The sequence below is a fragment of the Ruegeria sp. AE3 genome (assembly GCF_056542225.1).
The window spans coordinates 803,865-819,084 of sequence record NZ_JBQFZL010000001.1 but is presented as its reverse complement, the minus strand read 5'-3'; the positions used below and the strand labels follow the sequence as shown (position 1 = coordinate 819,084).

Below are 15,220 nucleotides of genomic sequence, written 5' to 3'. Positions count from 1 at the left end.
ATCACAATGCGGCTTTGTGCAGCGCAAATTCTTCCGGGAAGGCACTACGAAACTTCTGCTCGGTGGCTGGTGACAGATGTAAATCTCCCTGAGGCGAAACGTTTTCGCGCTTCAGATCGATCTGCATGTCCAGCCGTGATTGCAGAAAACCCAACACCTTGTCCTGATTTTCGTATTTGAAGATATGATGAGCGCCAGCGCTGTCGTTGCGGGTACGGAAGAATTGCGCCTGGCTGCCGACATTGGCAAACTCTGGACGTGTGTCCTGCAAATAGGCTTGCACGAACGCGTCAAAACTCATGTCACGTGTCGAGCGTAGTTGACCTATCAAGTCTTCGCGACTGCGGAACCGGTACCAGCTGCCCAGCCAATCCAACGGCTCGCGCACAACGGCCATAATTTCCATCTCGGTATCAAACAGTTTTCGAAACATGGTCTGGAAAAACCGGTCATACCGACGCACCGGGGCGTGTTTCAGCTCTGGTGGATGTGAAACGATGAGATCTGCCCGGTCACGCAACGCCGTATGATAAGCCGTGCTTCCGGTCTTGGGGACAGAAAGAAAAGCCAGTCGTTCTTTATAAAAAACAAGCATTTACCGATCCGAAAAATTGCCATGTTACTTGTGCAGATTGTCGTAAACGACTCTTTAACACAATTGCAGAAGACTGATTTCTGTAAGTTTTGGTTGAAATGTTCTCTTTTTGATCTCATAAGGAACAAGAGGCGAACAAAGCAGCGATTGCCGCCCGATTAAGGGTGTGACAAAAGGGAAGGCGACAGGACAATGGCGGATCTTCTGACTATGAGCGACAAGAAAAACGCAGACAAGCAAAAGGCGCTCGACAGTGCGCTGGCCCAGATCGAACGGCAGTTCGGCAAGGGATCGATCATGAAGCTGGGCGAAGATGCCCGGCAGGACATCGAGGCGAGCTCGACCGGGTCGCTGGGTCTGGATATCGCGCTGGGTATCGGCGGACTGCCGATGGGGCGTATTGTTGAGATTTACGGGCCTGAGAGCTCGGGCAAAACCACTTTGACCCTTCATTGTATAGCTGAGCAGCAAAAGCGGGGTGGAGTTTGCGCGTTCGTGGATGCGGAACACGCTCTGGACCCGCAATATGCCCGCAAGCTGGGTGTTGATCTGGATGAGCTTCTGATCTCGCAGCCCGATACCGGTGAGCAGGCGCTTGAAATCACGGATACTCTGGTGCGCTCGGGCGCGGTCAATATGGTTGTTGTCGACTCGGTCGCTGCCCTGACGCCGAAATCGGAACTCGAAGGGGACATGGGCGACAGCAGTGTCGGTGTGCAGGCCCGACTGATGAGCCAGGCGATGCGCAAACTGACAGGCTCGATCAGCCGCTCGAACTGCATGGTCATCTTCATCAACCAGATCCGGATGAAGATCGGCGTAATGTTCGGCAGTCCGGAAACCACAACCGGTGGCAACGCGCTGAAATTCTATAGCTCGGTTCGGCTGGATATCCGCCGGATTGGCGCGATCAAGGACCGGGATGAGGTGGTCGGGAACCAGACCCGCGTAAAAGTTGTGAAGAACAAGGTGGCCCCGCCGTTCAAGCAGGTCGAGTTCGACATCATGTATGGCGAAGGCATCTCGAAGATGGGCGAATTGCTGGATTTGGGTGTCAAAGCCGGTGTTGTCGAAAAGTCCGGGTCTTGGTTCAGCTATGGTGATGAGCGGATCGGGCAGGGGCGTGAGAACGCCAAACAATACCTGCGGGAAAACAGCCGGGTGGCGTTGGATATCGAAGACAAGATCCGCGCGGCGCATGGGCTGGAATTCGACTTGTCGCCAGGGTTTGCCGAGGATGACGATATTCTGGAGGCCTGATGCCCTGAGGCGGGTGATCCGTAGCCTCTGCGTAAAGACTGCAACAGTTGTAACAAGGCGGCCTGATCGGGTCGCCTTGTTTCGTTCCAGAGTGCCTCTGCTGTGGACACTCACTTGACGGGGGGCTAAACCAACGGAGACCAAGATATATGTGCGCCGAGAGAGCCCTATGCCAACCCTGAACGACATCCGATCGACTTTTCTGAACTACTTTGAAAAACAAGGGCATGAGGTCGTCGCGTCCAGCCCGCTGGTGCCGCGCAATGACCCGACGTTGATGTTCGTGAACTCAGGCATGGTGCAGTTCAAGAACTTGTTTACCGGTCTGGAAACCCGCGATTACAAACGCGCCACCACGGCCCAGAAATGTGTGCGGGCGGGCGGCAAGCACAACGACCTCGACAATGTTGGCTATACGGCGCGTCACCACACGTTTTTTGAGATGCTGGGGAACTTCTCATTCGGGGATTACTTCAAACATGAAGCGATCCCTTTTGCATGGGAGCTGATCACCAGGGAATTCGGTATCGACAAGACCCGCCTGTTGACCACGGTCTACCATACCGACGATGAAGCCTTTGAAATCTGGAAGAAGGTCGGTGTGCCCGAGGACCGGATCATCCGCATCGCCACCAATGACAATTTCTGGCAGATGGGTCCGACCGGACCTTGCGGTCCGTGCACTGAGATTTTCTATGATCACGGCGATCACATCTGGGGTGGCCCTCCGGGATCACCCGAGGAAGATGGCGACCGGTTCATCGAAATCTGGAACGTCGTTTTCATGCAGAACGAGCAGTTCGAAGATGGCTCGATGGTCGAGCTTGACATGCAGTCCATCGACACCGGTATGGGGCTCGAACGGATTGGGGCGCTGTTGCAGGGCAGCCATGACAATTATGACACCGACCTGTTCAAGACCCTGATCGAGGCTTCGGCGGATGCGACCGGTGTCGATCCCTACGGCGACCAGAACGTGCATCACAGGGTAATCGCGGATCACCTGCGTTCGACCTCGTTCCTGATTGCAGACGGTGTGATGCCCAGCAATGACGGTCGCGGATACGTTCTGCGCCGGATCATGCGCCGCGCCATGCGCCATGCGCACCTGCTGGGCGCCAAGGATCCTGTCATGCATCGCCTAGTACCTACACTGGTGCAGCAGATGGGCGGGCATTATTCTGAACTGAAACAGGCGCAACCGCTTATCGAAGAGACGCTGCTGCTGGAAGAAACCCGGTTCAAGCAGACACTGGATCGTGGTCTGAAGTTGCTGGATGATGAGGTTTCAGGGCTTTCCGAGGGGGCACCCCTGTCAGGTGAAGCGGCCTTTAAGCTTTACGACACTTATGGTTTCCCACTGGATCTTACGCAGGATGCGCTGCGTGAAAAGGGCCTGAGCGTCGACACGGACGGTTTTGACACCGCGATGGCCGAACAAAAGGCCAAGGCACGTGCCGCATGGGCCGGGTCAGGTGAAGCAGCGGATCAGGTCGTGTGGTTTGATGTGCTGGATACCGCCGGTGCGACGGATTTCTTGGGCTATGATACCGAGAAAGCCGAAGCGCAGGTTGTCGCCCTGGTTGTTGATGGTGCACTGGTTGACAAGATCGACGCGGGCAACAGCGGTTGGGTCGTCGTGAACCAGACCCCGTTCTACGGAGAGGCCGGCGGTCAGGTCGGCGATACTGGCGCGTTGCGTAGGCTGGAGGATCGCGATCACCTGAGCCGCGTAGAGGACACGAGGAAGTTTGCCGACGGCAAGGTCTATGCTCATAAGGTAGCAGTTCAAAGCGGAGTTGTTCGCAAAGGCGATGCGGTAGAGCTTGAGGTTGATCATGCCCGCCGTTCCGCCATTCGCGCCAATCACTCGGCCACGCACCTGCTGCATGAAGCATTGCGCGAAACGCTGGGTGATCACGTGGCGCAGCGCGGTTCGCTGAACGCGGCGGATCGTCTGCGGTTCGACTTCAGTCATTCCAAAGCGCTGAGCCTGGAGGAAATCCAAAAAGTCGAACGTGAGGTGAACGATTTCATCCGCCAGAATTCGACTGTTGAAACCCGGGTCATGACACCCGACGACGCGCGCGCATTGGGTGCCCAGGCCCTGTTCGGCGAGAAATATGGTGACGAGGTTCGTGTTGTCTCTATGGGTAAGGCGCCAACAGGAAAAGGCCATAACGGAGATACGTGGTCGATAGAACTCTGTGGCGGCACACATGTGCGCCAGACAGGTGATATCGGCACCTTTGTTGTGTTGGGTGACAGCGCCAGCAGTGCTGGTGTGCGCCGGATCGAAGCGCTGACCGGCGATGAAGCCTTCCGCTATCTTTCGGCGCAAGATCAACGTCTGGCTCAGGTCGCATCGGAACTGAAAGCGCAACCGGACGACGTGGTGGCGCGCGTGAAAAGCCTTCTGGACGAACGCAAGGCCTTGCAGAACGAAGTGGCTCAGTTGCGCCGGGATCTGGCTATGGCTGGCGGGGCCGGTCAGGGCGGTGGTGCCGAGGCGCGGGATGTGAATGGCGTGAAATTCCTGGCGCAAGCCCTCAGCGGTGTTTCAGGCAAGGACCTTCCTGCGTTGATTGACGAACACAAAAGCCGACTTGGATCGGGTGCGGTGCTGCTGATTGCGGATACGGGCGGCAAGGCGGCCGTTGCGGCAGGTGTGACAGAAGACCTGACCGGACGGATTTCGGCGGTGGATCTTGTAAAAGCGGCCGTGATCGAGTTGGGCGGAAAAGGCGGCGGCGGCCGTCCTGACATGGCCCAGGGCGGTGGCAAGGATGCATCAAATGCAGATGCGGCAATCAAGGCCGCACAACAGGTTTTGGGAGGATAATATGCCTGCTCTTTGGATTGCGCATGTCACGGTGACAGACGCCGAGGCTTACGGCAAATACGCCGAACTGGCCGGACCGGCCATCGCCAAGCACGGGGGCGAGTTTATCGCCCGTGCTGCGCGATACGTTCAGCTGGAAGGCAAGGAACGTCCACGAAACGTAGTGGCGCGCTTCCCGTCGCTGGAGGTTGCGGTTGAATGCTATCACTCGGATGAGTACCAGCAAGCCCTGAATCACGCGCGCGGCGCAAGCGAGCGTGAACTGATTGTGGTAGAAATCACCGAGTGACATTTGGGCCTTGCTTCCAAGGCACTGATAATTTCAAGAAAACCGGCAGTGGATAAGCAAGATTCGGCTTATGTCATGTTTGGTTGATGCCGATCAGCCCGCGATAGCGGGCTGTTTTTTATATAATTGTTAGGTTTCAATATCTTATCTTCCGGTTCTCACGTTCTACCGAATGGTTCCTGACCAAATTGTGGCCGCGCCAACAAAATTCTTACGTAAAATTGTCAGATTCTCGGACGAATTTTTGCCCTGTTTCGCTTGCAGGTTCTCAAAAGATTGCGCGTAACACCTGATCACAGATAGTTTCAAGAAACAGAATGTGGTGCAGTTGGACATGCAATCGCTCGAAGAACATCGGATCGGGGACCTCGCATGATTTCATTAACGAATTTACCCAAGAGGTGTGTTGCCGTGCTTGCATCGGTTGCGTCGCGCGCATTGGGCATCTGCACCGTGTGTATCGGCGTCATAGCGTCCGCACCTGTCGCGCAGGCATCCGACGGCGTTTTTATCCCTACCGTTGCGTCTTCGCCTCCGCCTTCAGGTGCAATCAACCTATGCAACCAATATAACTGGGCTTGCACTGCGAAACGTTCGGTGACGTTGTCCAGCCACCAAGAGCTGACGGTGGTAAATCAAGTGAATCGTCGCGTGAATGCGTCGACCCGGGAAGTTACGGATCAGTCTCAGTACAAAACGCGTGAGCGATGGGCATTGCCAACACCCAGAGGCGGTGATTGTGAAGACTTTGCATTGTTGAAGAAAAGAGATCTGATCCATGCGGGGGTTGATCCAAGTAAGCTTTTGATTGCAACCGTACTGGACACACGCCGGACACCTCATGCGGTTCTGGTTTACCGCTCGGCGCAGGGCGACCTGATCTTGGACAATCTCACAAACCGGATCAAGCCCTGGACAGCTACGCGCTATCTGTTCCTGCGCATGCAAGACCCGAAGCGGCCCAGTCAATGGGTTGGCGTTTACGGGCGCAGCTGATCTCAGCGGAATCTTCGACATACACAAATTCCTGCCCTTAGACGCAGATTTGATCTGCGCCCAAGAGTGTAGTCTTTGACCTGACGTTTGGACGGATTAATCCGAACGTTTTGCGTATCGACGTATTCTAGCCCCGAAGCCTTGACCAGCAAAGCTTTTGCTGTCGAATACGCTCCGCTTTCCTAGGCCCGGTTCGCTGATACTCGATTTCGTCTCTATCGGTCTTCTTCGTGCTCTTCGCCACCGGGTTCTTCGCCACCGGGTTCTTCGCCACCGGGCTCTTCGCCACCGGGCTCTTCGCCACCGGGCTCTTCGCCACCGGGCTCTTCGCCACCGGGCTCTTCGCCACCGGGCTCTTCGCCACCGGGTTCTTCACCACCGGTTGGATTACCGCCGCCGCCATTGGGGGGCGTGCCGTTTTCCTGGGAAGGTCCGTCCCCGGATCTCTGGTCTGAGACACCGATTGATGCGGTCGGGAAGTCACTTAGCAGGCCTGCCAGCGGGGCGCATTCTGCACCGACGCGCGCCAGGATCTGATCGAAGTCATGCCGACGTTGAATGTAGCGGATCATGCCGGATGTCACAGCATCGCATTCGCACAAAACCTGAGCGGACGCAGCGGATTGCCGTGCTGTTGCAACCGTACATGTCCCAGCGGCAAAGGTTTCACCGGCAGGTGAAAGCAGAAAAGTTGTCGCAATAAAAAACAGTGGAAACTTGCGAGCTCTATTACCCATTTTGAACTCCTTGGAACTCGATAACTAAACTATGTCCTTCTATGCACCATTCTCGTATCGGTGTTTGTGAAGGACGTCACACTTCTGACGTGTTTTGACCATAATTTGAGGGCACCTACAATATCTTGTTGATGAGGCTTGTGTCAGAAGCCTTCAACCATATGGAGAAAACTGTTATTTTTCAAATAAAAACCGGGCAGTGGGCCCGGTTTTTCTGATTTCGTCTTTTGTCGAATTGGAAGCAAATTTGCCACACTAATGCCATTGTTTCCGTTTGGTCAGTTTGCAACCTGAGGGTGTTCTAGGCAGATTTGGCCATTCGCTTACGCTCGTGCGGGTCAAGAAAACGCTTCCGCAGCCGCACCGCGTTTGGTGTGACTTCCACCAGTTCATCATCGTCGATATAGGCAATTGCCTCCTCCAGTGAGAACTGGATATGCGGCGTCAAGCGGACCGCGTCGTCGGTTCCACTGGCGCGCACGTTTGTCAGCTTCTTGCCTTTAAGAGGGTTCACTTCCAGATCGTTGTCGCGTGAGTGTTCGCCGATCACCATACCCTGATACACGTCTGTTTGCGGACCAACAAACATGCGGCCACGCTCTTCCAGGTTCCACAGCGCATAAGCCACAGCCTGACCCTTCTCCATCGAGATCAGAACGCCTGCGCGACGGCCCGGAATTTGCCCTTTATGTGGCGCCCAGTCATGGAACACACGGTTCAGTACACCGGTACCGCGCGTGTCGGTCAGGAATTCTCCGTGGTAACCAATCAGACCACGGGACGGGACATGGGCGATGATCCGCGTCTTGCCCGTACCGGCCGGGCGCATCTCGACCAGTTCACCCTTACGCGCGCCGGTAACCTTCTCAATAACGGAACCAGAATATTCGTCATCCACGTCAATGGTGACTTCTTCGATGGGCTCAAGCCGCTGCCCGTCTTCCTCACGGAACAGAACCTGAGGGCGCGAGATGCTGAGTTCAAAGCCTTCTCGGCGCATGTTCTCGATCAGAACGCCCATTTGCAGCTCGCCGCGGCCCGCAACCTCGAACGCCTCACCGCCCGGGGTGTCGGTGACACGGATGGCGACGTTCGATTCGGCTTCCTTCATCAGGCGGTCTCGAATGACGCGTGATTGAACTTTTTTGCCATCACGGCCCGCCAACGGAGAATCATTGATACCGAAGGTCACGGTGATGGTCGGCGGATCGATGGGCTGCGCGGGCAGGGCCTCTGTGACCTGAGGGGCTACCAGCGAATCCGCTACGGTGGCTTTGCTCATGCCAGCGATGGTCACGATGTCGCCTGCTTCGGCCACGTCAATGGGCTGTTGACCCAGGCCCCGGAACGCCAGGATTTTCGTGGCACGGAAGTTTTCGATGACCGAACCATCGCGGCTAAGCGCCTTGAGGCTGTCGCCAGCCTTCAGCGTTCCGCTTTCGACGCGGCCAGTCAGGATACGGCCGATGAAGGGATCGCTTCCCAGCGTCGTGGCCAGCATCCGGAAGGGTTCATTTTTGTGTTCGATCTGTTTCGGGGCAGGGACATGATCGACGATCAAGTCGAATAGTGCGCTCAAGTCCTTGCGGGGGCCGTCCAGCTCCATATCCGCCCAGCCAGAACGGCCCGAGGCGTACATTGAAGGGAAATCCAACTGGTCGTCATCCGCACCGAGATTGGCGAACAAGTCAAAGCACTCGTCCAGCGCGCGGTCAGGTTCGGCGTCCGGCTTGTCGACCTTGTTCAGGACCACGATCGGGCGCAAGCCCAGCGCCAGTGCCTTGGACGTTACAAACTTGGTCTGGGGCATCGGGCCTTCTGCGGCGTCCACCAACAGAACAACACCATCGACCATGCTGAGGATGCGCTCGACCTCGCCTCCGAAATCGGCGTGACCAGGGGTGTCGACGATATTGATGCGTGTGTCTTTCCACTCGACCGACGTGGCCTTTGCCAGGATGGTGATGCCGCGTTCACGCTCCAGGTCGTTACTGTCCATGGCACGTTCCGCGACGGCCTGATTTTCCCGGAATGCACCGGATTGTTTGAGCAGCTCGTCGACCAAGGTCGTTTTGCCGTGGTCCACGTGAGCGATGATTGCGATGTTGCGCAGGTCCATGAGAGGTCAGCCTTTGAACGGGAAGTTGCCGCGCGCATAACGTGGCGCGGCAAAATATACCAGCCCTAACCGTGGTTCAGTGTCCGGCAGTCTTTGAAAAGAGGTGAATGATCAGGATTCCGGACAAGATCAACGTCAACCCCAGGATCGCAGGCCAATCCAGCCTTTGGCCGAACACAATGAATCCGATTACGGCGATCAGGAATATACCGAGACCGGACCAGATTGCATAAACGATACCGACAGGCATGACCTTCAGCGTCAGCGCCATGAGGTAAAATGCAAACGCATACCCAACGACAACAATCACGGATGGCCAGAACCGCGAAAACTGCTGGCTGGCTTGCAAGGCTGTCGTGCCAATGGTTTCCGCCAGAACAGCCAGCAACAAATACAGATAGGCTTGGGGCATTTGAGTACCTCGAAAAGGGTGGGTCGGGTGGCTAGATGGCGATTTGCGTGAGTGAAATACGTCGACCGCCATGCAGTCTACAAGATTACCTTGGGTCAGGTATACCTGACTGTTTTTTCAACCGAATGAATGTAATATTTGCCCTATATTTTTTAATTTTGTTAACGAGTTTTGAGCGATGACGTTATTTGCGAAATCAATCATATTTGCTTCGGCTCTGATAGTGGCGATTGGGTGGCTTGCTGACGGGGGGTCCGTCGAAGTGAATGCAGCCAACTTGGTTCAACAGTTTGATGGTAGTAGTGTTTTTTGAACGCCGCTAGAAACCAAGCAAGAAAAAAGGAGCCTTCAGGCTCCTTTTTTTATGCCTGAGGGTCGCGTGTTTCACAGTATTCAAAATGCGCAACCAGTTGGGGTTGCAGCCAGTCCCACAGCTGAGGCGCTCCCGCTGCAATTGCGGGTCGGACACGCGTAACAATCTGATCGAATTTAACGCTGTATTCGACCCATGACCCGCCACCTGTTTCCAGATTTGCTATGGGTGTCTGAAAACGATCAACAGCCTTTGCAAATCTGGCTTCTGTGGTCTCAGCCGTCTCAAACTCGTGCCATAGTTCAGTAAATGACCGGTGTTGACAGTCAGGCAGAAGGCCAAACAATCGTTTGGCGGCGGCCTGTTCCTTGGCTTCCTGTTCCGCGTGGTCGACATGACCGTGGATCGGGTGGTCGCCCGCGTCGATTTCGACAACATCGTGCAAAAGCAACATCTGTAGTATTCGGTCCAACTGAACATCCGAATGCGCGTATTCCGCCAATACCCAGGCATAGAGCATGACATGCCAAGAATGTTCCGCCGAGTTTTCGAACCGGTCGCTGGCCATCAGGCGTGACGCGCGCAGAACGGATTTCAACTGGTCCGCTTCTGTAAGAAACGCCAATCTTCTCGTGAATGCGTCATCCTGAGGGGTCGAGTTATTCAAGAGGTTTGTGGCATGTTGGTGGGCCAGTGGAAACGCAAGGGCCAGATACGATGCGCGTCCGTCCGCTAGGTTCGAACGCGCAATTTCTACATGATCCTGCCGCGGGTCGGTGGCGCACAGAACCTGAAACAGCGGTTGGCATCGATCCAGAATCTTGGCAAACCGGGCATCCGGGGTCTGATCCGCCTCAAACTCATGCCAGAGCGAAAGAAATTCCTGTGCTTGTTCGTCGGGCAACAGGCCAAACAATTCCTGTGCGGCGGCCTGTTCAGCCTCAGCCACGTTGCCCCAATCCGTGTCGAGGTGAATCGGGTGATCACCTGTCACGATCTCAACCAGATCATGCAGTAGCAACATGCGGATGACCCGGTCGACCGAGATGTCCGGCCCGGCCAGTGGTGCCATGACCATTGCCCACAATGCCAAGTGCCAGCTGTGTTCGGCGGAGTTTTCGGGCCTCGATTGGTCAAGCAGGACATTTGCCCGCTCGACCAGTTTCAGACTGTCGGCCCGTTTCAGAAACGCGACCTGCGCAACAAGGCGGTCGGTCATTGCTTTTCGATCGCCTTGAGTTTCGCGCGATGCGCGGCGAGGCGTTTGATCACGAATTGTCGTGCCTTGCGTTCAGCCAGACGCACGCGAATTTCCGTCAGGAATGCCTCTTCCAAAGATTGAGACGCCGCACCAAGAACCTGACCCACTTCTACAAAGAACCGGTCTTCGCCGGTTTCGTCCATAACCTTCATCGTATCTTCGGCCAGTTTGGCCGCAAGCGATGTGATGGTGTCGGACATTAGCGGGTGTTCTCGGTCAGCCGACGTTTCACATAGTCGCTGACATCTGTGATCAGCGTGTCCATGTGGCGATCCTGGAAGAAATGATCCGCGCCCTCAACCTCGTTATGGGTGATCGTGATCCCTTTTTGCTCGTGCAGTTTGTTGACCAGCGCAGTGGTGTCCGCTGGTGGTGCCACACGGTCAGCCGATCCGTTGATGATCAGGCCCGAAGACGGGCAGGGCGCAAGGAAGGAAAAGTCATACATGTTGGCAGGCGGCGACACGCTGATGAAACCCGTGATTTCGGGGCGGCGCATCAGCAACTGCATTCCGATCCACGCCCCAAACGAAAAGCCCGCAACCCAGCAGTGTTTCGAGTTGTTGTTCATGGATTGCAGGTAATCCAGCGCAGATGCCGCATCGCTCAGCTCGCCAACACCTTGATCATATTCGCCCTGACTGCGACCAACGCCGCGGAAGTTAAAGCGCAGCACTGTGAAGCCCATGTTGTAAAAGGCATAGTGCAGGTTATAGACCACCTTGTTGTTCATGGTCCCGCCGAACTGAGGATGCGGGTGAAGCACGATGGCGATCGGTGCGTCTTTTTCCTTTTGCGGGTGGTAGCGGCCTTCCAGGCGGCCTTCGGGTCCGGGAAAAATCACCTCGGGCATGTGTGCTTTGGTCCTGTCATTTTCGTGCGGGCATCCGGATATACTTGACTATAATCGTCGGATACCTTAGAACGGTTCTAATTACATTGCTTGGCGCAATCGCGCTGCCAGTCGGAGATACGCACTGGCAGCGTCGGCGTCAATGATTTCGCGCAGATCCGTCTAAAAGGGGGCAGAGAATGAAGCTTTCGACCAAAGGGCGTTACGCAATGGTCGCTTTGGCGGATATTGCACTTCAGCCGACAGATCGGCTGGTAACCCTGGGCGAAATCTCGGAACGGCAGGACATTTCTCTGCCGTATCTTGAACAGCTCTTCGTCAAGCTGCGTCGCGCGGAACTGGTTGCGTCTGTCCGTGGGCCCGGAGGGGGGTATCGTCTTGCACGTCCCGCGTCCGAGATTCGCGTGGTCGAGGTTCTTGCGGCCGTGGATGAGACGGTTGATGCCCTGCAAAAAGGGGCCGGAGCATCCGGTGCGTCATCGGGCAGCAGGGCGCAATCCCTGACGAACCGTTTGTGGGAAAGCCTGAGCGCGCATGTTTATGTCTTTTTGCACCAGACGCGCCTGTCTGATGTGATCAGGAACGACCTTGCGCCTTGCCCGGCAGTTCCAAGCCTGTTTTCCGTCGTCGATGAATGAGCTGAGCAGGTCGAACATGCATATGACATCCCTGCGGGAAAAGATGTATCCATGAAACGTGTTTATCTGGATCATAACGCGACCGCACCGCTGCGACCCGAAGCACGCGAGGCTATGATCGCGGCGATGGATGTGGTCGGGAACCCGTCATCTGTTCATGCAGAAGGGCGTGCCGCAAAAGCGTTGGTCGAACGCGCGCGAGCGCAGGTCGCCGAGGCCGTCGGTTGCCGTCCGCAAGAGGTCATATTTACCTCTGGCGCGACCGAAGCAGCGCGGGTTCTGCAAAACCGCCCCGAAAGCTGCGACGTCTTTGTCGACAGCACCGCCCACGATGCGCTGTGGTCGCATTTCGATCTGACCCATTGTAGCGAGCATCCCTATGGCCCCGGGCACATATTGGCGATAGGGCTTGCGAACTCTGAGACCGGAGTCATCACACATCCGCCTCAGAAAGTAGAGAACCAGTGGCCCTATGGCGCGCGGCGCGCTGATTGGCTGTTGCTTGATATTACGCAGGTTGTTGGACGCATTCCGTTTTCCTTTGCCTGGAGTGGCGCAGATATGGCGATCCTGTCGGCGCATAAGATTGGCGGGCCAAAAGGTGTTGGCGCTTTGATCCTGCGGCAAGGTATCGATATCGAACCTTTGGCCAGCGGTGGCGGTCAGGAGATGGGGCGAAGATCCGGCACTGAAAATGTGGTGGGTATTGCCGGTTTTGGCGCGGCTGCCGAGGCAGCTCAACGCGATCTGGCTGATGGAGTATGGGAAAAAGTCAGAGAACTTAGAAATATTCTAGAAAACGCCCTTGAGGCTGGTGCAATATCTACTATTTTTGTCGGGAAAAATCAGGAGCGACTCCCGAATACCCTGTGTTTCGCGACGCCCGGCTGGAAAGGCGAAACGCAGGTGATGCAGATGGACTTGTCTGGCTTTGCCATCAGTGCGGGATCCGCCTGTTCCAGCGGCAAAGTCAAAACCAGTCGGGTTCTGACGGCAATGGGATTTGATGAGACGGTGGCCTCATGCGCAATCCGCGTTTCGTTGGGGCCAGAGACGACGGAAGAAGATGTGCTGCGTTTCGCCGAAACGTGGCTTGAAAAAGAGAAAAAGCATCGCGCGCGGGCTGCGTGATCTGACGGAGGGTAAGTCATGGCCACTTTGGACCAGACCCAGGTGAAAGAAGGTGTCGATCAGGAAACCGTGGATGCGGTTCGTGAGGTCGGCACATATAAATATGGCTGGAATACCGATATCGAGATGGAATACGCCCCCAAAGGCGTGAACCCTGATATCGTCCGTCTGATCTCGGGGAAAAACGATGAGCCTGAGTGGATGACCGAATGGCGTTTGGCCGCGTTCGAGCGTTGGACCAAAATGGAAGAGCCCAAATGGGCAATGGTTCACTATCCGCCAATCGATTTTCAGAACCAGTATTACTATGCCCGCCCCAAATCGATGGAAGAGAAACCCAAATCTCTGGATGAGGTTGATCCAAAGCTGCTCGCCACTTACGAAAAGCTTGGTATCCCTCTGAAAGAACAGATGATTCTGGCTGGTGTTGAAGGTGCAGAGGATGCACCCGCCGAGGGCCGCAAGGTAGCGGTCGATGCAGTGTTTGACTCGGTTTCCGTGGGTACCACCTTTCAGGCCGAACTGAAAAAGGCAGGCGTGATCTTCTGCTCGATCTCTGAGGCAATCAAAGAGCATCCTGAGCTGGTCAAGAAGTATCTGGGCACTGTAGTTCCCGTATCGGACAACTTCTATGCAACGTTGAATTCAGCTGTATTCTCGGATGGCTCATTCGTCTACATCCCGCCGGGCGTTCGCTGCCCGATGGAACTAAGCACGTATTTCCGCATCAACGCCGAGAACACCGGTCAGTTCGAACGCACCCTGATCATTGCTGACAAGGGCTCGTACGTCTCATATCTGGAAGGCTGTACCGCACCCCAACGTGACACGGCACAACTGCATGCTGCCGTGGTCGAGATCATCGTCGAAGAAGATGCCGAGGTGAAATACTCGACTGTTCAGAACTGGTTTCCGGGGGATGAAAACGGCAAGGGCGGTATCTATAACTTCGTGACCAAACGCGCCGACTGCCGGGGTGACCGGTCGAAGGTGATGTGGACGCAGGTGGAAACCGGATCGGCCGTGACATGGAAATACCCGTCCTGCATCCTGCGCGGCAATGAAAGCCAGGGTGAGTTCTATTCGATCGCGATTGCCAACAATTATCAACAGGCCGACACCGGCACCAAGATGATTCATCTGGGCAGGAACACCAAGTCGCGCATCGTGTCCAAGGGCATCAGCGCGGGCAAGGCCCAGAACACCTATCGTGGGCTTGTGTCGATGCACCCGAAAGCCAAGGACAGCCGGAACTACACACAGTGTGACAGTCTGCTGATCGGCGACAAATGCGGTGCACATACGGTTCCCTATATCGAGGTCAAGAACAACTCGAGCCGCGTTGAGCACGAGGCGACGACGTCAAAAGTGGATGACGATCAGCTGTTCTACTGCCGTCAGCGCGGCATGGACGAGGAAGAAGCCGTGGCCCTGGTGGTCAACGGGTTCTGCAAGGACGTGCTTCAGGCGCTTCCGATGGAGTTTGCGATGGAAGCACAGCAGTTGGTGGCCATCTCACTTGAAGGGTCGGTTGGGTGATGACGCAGTCACCCAGAACCCGCATCCGTAAGGATGATGTGTTGACCTGGCTTGGGTACGCATTGCCGGTTCTGGGGGGGCTGCTTGGCGTGGCCTACGTCAACACCCATTACATGGAATTCATCAACCCGGTTTGGGCGGTAGGTGGCGGGGCGATCCTAGGTTGGATCCTCGCCAGATTGATCCGCAGATTACTGGGCTAGAACAATGCGGGGCCAAGACGCCCCTTGCGATA

15 protein-coding genes are annotated in these 15,220 nt (G+C 55.8%); 8 read left to right on the top strand and 7 right to left on the bottom strand.

The window, feature by feature from the left end; translation table 11 throughout:
- Nucleotide 1: 1 nt before the first annotated feature.
- Complete coding sequence (locus ACR0NZ_RS04100) at nucleotides 2-595, bottom strand: sulfotransferase family 2 domain-containing protein (RefSeq protein ID WP_480517076.1); 594 nt, start codon at nucleotides 593-595, stop codon at nucleotides 2-4.
- A 192-nt stretch (nucleotides 596-787) separates the two neighbouring features.
- Here ACR0NZ_RS04100 and recA point away from each other — a divergent pair, with 192 nt between their 5' ends.
- The 4 genes from recA (at nucleotide 788) to ACR0NZ_RS04080 (ending at nucleotide 5,982) form a co-directional block, all read left to right on the top strand.
- Nucleotides 788-1,855, top strand: a complete 1,068-nt coding sequence (gene recA, locus ACR0NZ_RS04095) for a recombinase RecA (protein WP_480472844.1) — start codon at nucleotides 788-790, stop codon at nucleotides 1,853-1,855.
- 169 nt (nucleotides 1,856-2,024) lie between these two features.
- Nucleotides 2,025-4,697 (top strand): alanine--tRNA ligase, encoded by a 2,673-nt coding sequence (alaS, locus tag ACR0NZ_RS04090; RefSeq protein ID WP_480517074.1) that lies wholly within the window; start codon nucleotides 2,025-2,027, stop codon nucleotides 4,695-4,697.
- A 1-nt stretch (nucleotide 4,698) separates the two neighbouring features.
- Nucleotides 4,699-4,986 (top strand): DUF1330 domain-containing protein, encoded by a 288-nt coding sequence (locus tag ACR0NZ_RS04085; RefSeq protein WP_480517072.1) that lies wholly within the window; start codon nucleotides 4,699-4,701, stop codon nucleotides 4,984-4,986.
- A gap of 372 nt (nucleotides 4,987-5,358) precedes the next feature.
- Entirely contained in the window at nucleotides 5,359-5,982 is a 624-nt protein-coding gene (locus ACR0NZ_RS04080; RefSeq protein WP_480517070.1) for a transglutaminase-like cysteine peptidase, read from the top strand.
- 215 nt (nucleotides 5,983-6,197) lie between these two features.
- On the opposite strand, the gene ACR0NZ_RS04075 is transcribed toward ACR0NZ_RS04080, so the two are convergent.
- From ACR0NZ_RS04075 to ACR0NZ_RS04050, 6 genes are all read right to left on the bottom strand, one after another.
- Nucleotides 6,198-6,719, bottom strand: coding sequence for a hypothetical protein (locus ACR0NZ_RS04075; RefSeq protein WP_480517068.1), 522 nt, complete (start codon nucleotides 6,717-6,719; stop codon nucleotides 6,198-6,200).
- A 301-nt stretch (nucleotides 6,720-7,020) separates the two neighbouring features.
- The gene (gene typA / locus ACR0NZ_RS04070) at nucleotides 7,021-8,838 is read right to left on the bottom strand and encodes a translational GTPase TypA (protein WP_480472835.1); all 1,818 of its coding nucleotides are present in this window, start codon (nucleotides 8,836-8,838) and stop codon (nucleotides 7,021-7,023) included.
- A 76-nt stretch (nucleotides 8,839-8,914) separates the two neighbouring features.
- Nucleotides 8,915-9,250, bottom strand: a complete 336-nt coding sequence (locus ACR0NZ_RS04065; protein WP_480517066.1) for a DMT family transporter — start codon at nucleotides 9,248-9,250, stop codon at nucleotides 8,915-8,917.
- Between the two features lie 362 nt (nucleotides 9,251-9,612).
- Nucleotides 9,613-10,782: an HD domain-containing protein gene (locus ACR0NZ_RS04060; RefSeq protein ID WP_480517064.1), complete on the bottom strand. Its 1,170-nt coding sequence runs from the start codon at nucleotides 10,780-10,782 to the stop codon at nucleotides 9,613-9,615.
- A complete protein-coding gene (locus ACR0NZ_RS04055) occupies nucleotides 10,779-11,024 on the bottom strand; it encodes a hypothetical protein (RefSeq protein WP_480493134.1) in 246 nt (81 codons plus the stop codon). Before ACR0NZ_RS04055 ends, ACR0NZ_RS04060 begins: the two co-directional genes overlap by 4 nt.
- The gene (locus ACR0NZ_RS04050) at nucleotides 11,024-11,677 is read right to left on the bottom strand and encodes an alpha/beta hydrolase (protein WP_170424714.1); all 654 of its coding nucleotides are present in this window, start codon (nucleotides 11,675-11,677) and stop codon (nucleotides 11,024-11,026) included. Before ACR0NZ_RS04050 ends, ACR0NZ_RS04055 begins: the two co-directional genes overlap by 1 nt.
- A 179-nt stretch (nucleotides 11,678-11,856) precedes the next feature.
- Between ACR0NZ_RS04050 and iscR the strand changes: the two genes are divergently transcribed.
- From iscR to ACR0NZ_RS04030, 4 genes are read left to right on the top strand one after another with little or no spacing between them, the layout of a single operon-like run.
- Nucleotides 11,857-12,315: a Fe-S cluster assembly transcriptional regulator IscR gene (iscR, locus tag ACR0NZ_RS04045; protein WP_209596301.1), complete on the top strand. Its 459-nt coding sequence runs from the start codon at nucleotides 11,857-11,859 to the stop codon at nucleotides 12,313-12,315.
- Nucleotides 12,316-12,366: 51 nt separating this feature from the next.
- Entirely contained in the window at nucleotides 12,367-13,446 is a 1,080-nt protein-coding gene (locus ACR0NZ_RS04040) for a cysteine desulfurase family protein (RefSeq protein ID WP_480517062.1), read from the top strand.
- A gap of 18 nt (nucleotides 13,447-13,464) precedes the next feature.
- A complete protein-coding gene (gene sufB / locus ACR0NZ_RS04035; RefSeq protein ID WP_480472827.1) occupies nucleotides 13,465-14,985 on the top strand; it encodes a Fe-S cluster assembly protein SufB in 1,521 nt (506 codons plus the stop codon).
- On the top strand, nucleotides 14,985-15,188 hold the full coding sequence (locus ACR0NZ_RS04030; RefSeq protein WP_480517060.1) for a hypothetical protein: 204 nt from the start codon (nucleotides 14,985-14,987) through the stop codon (nucleotides 15,186-15,188). The genes sufB and ACR0NZ_RS04030 overlap by 1 nt, the downstream gene beginning before the upstream one ends.
- Nucleotides 15,189-15,220: the final 32 nt, after the last annotated feature.

What these genes read in the sequence shown, in the direction of transcription:
- ACR0NZ_RS04075 (WP_480517068.1), bottom strand. Translation starts at nt 6,719, where the DNA reads ATGGGTAATAGAGCTCGCAAGTTTCCACTGTTTTTTATTGCGACAACT.
- ACR0NZ_RS04030 (WP_480517060.1), top strand. Translation starts at nt 14,985, where the DNA reads ATGACGCAGTCACCCAGAACCCGCATCCGTAAGGATGATGTGTTGACC.
- recA (WP_480472844.1), top strand. Translation starts at nt 788, where the DNA reads ATGGCGGATCTTCTGACTATGAGCGACAAGAAAAACGCAGACAAGCAA.
- ACR0NZ_RS04065 (WP_480517066.1), bottom strand. Translation starts at nt 9,250, where the DNA reads ATGCCCCAAGCCTATCTGTATTTGTTGCTGGCTGTTCTGGCGGAAACC.
- iscR (WP_209596301.1), top strand. Translation starts at nt 11,857, where the DNA reads ATGAAGCTTTCGACCAAAGGGCGTTACGCAATGGTCGCTTTGGCGGAT.
- ACR0NZ_RS04040 (WP_480517062.1), top strand. Translation starts at nt 12,367, where the DNA reads ATGAAACGTGTTTATCTGGATCATAACGCGACCGCACCGCTGCGACCC.
- ACR0NZ_RS04085 (WP_480517072.1), top strand. Translation starts at nt 4,699, where the DNA reads ATGCCTGCTCTTTGGATTGCGCATGTCACGGTGACAGACGCCGAGGCT.
- sufB (WP_480472827.1), top strand. Translation starts at nt 13,465, where the DNA reads ATGGCCACTTTGGACCAGACCCAGGTGAAAGAAGGTGTCGATCAGGAA.
- ACR0NZ_RS04060 (WP_480517064.1), bottom strand. Translation starts at nt 10,782, where the DNA reads ATGACCGACCGCCTTGTTGCGCAGGTCGCGTTTCTGAAACGGGCCGAC.
- ACR0NZ_RS04080 (WP_480517070.1), top strand. Translation starts at nt 5,359, where the DNA reads ATGATTTCATTAACGAATTTACCCAAGAGGTGTGTTGCCGTGCTTGCA.
- ACR0NZ_RS04100 (WP_480517076.1), bottom strand. Translation starts at nt 595, where the DNA reads ATGCTTGTTTTTTATAAAGAACGACTGGCTTTTCTTTCTGTCCCCAAG.
- alaS (WP_480517074.1), top strand. Translation starts at nt 2,025, where the DNA reads ATGCCAACCCTGAACGACATCCGATCGACTTTTCTGAACTACTTTGAA.
- ACR0NZ_RS04050 (WP_170424714.1), bottom strand. Translation starts at nt 11,677, where the DNA reads ATGCCCGAGGTGATTTTTCCCGGACCCGAAGGCCGCCTGGAAGGCCGC.
- typA (WP_480472835.1), bottom strand. Translation starts at nt 8,838, where the DNA reads ATGGACCTGCGCAACATCGCAATCATCGCTCACGTGGACCACGGCAAA.
- ACR0NZ_RS04055 (WP_480493134.1), bottom strand. Translation starts at nt 11,024, where the DNA reads ATGTCCGACACCATCACATCGCTTGCGGCCAAACTGGCCGAAGATACG.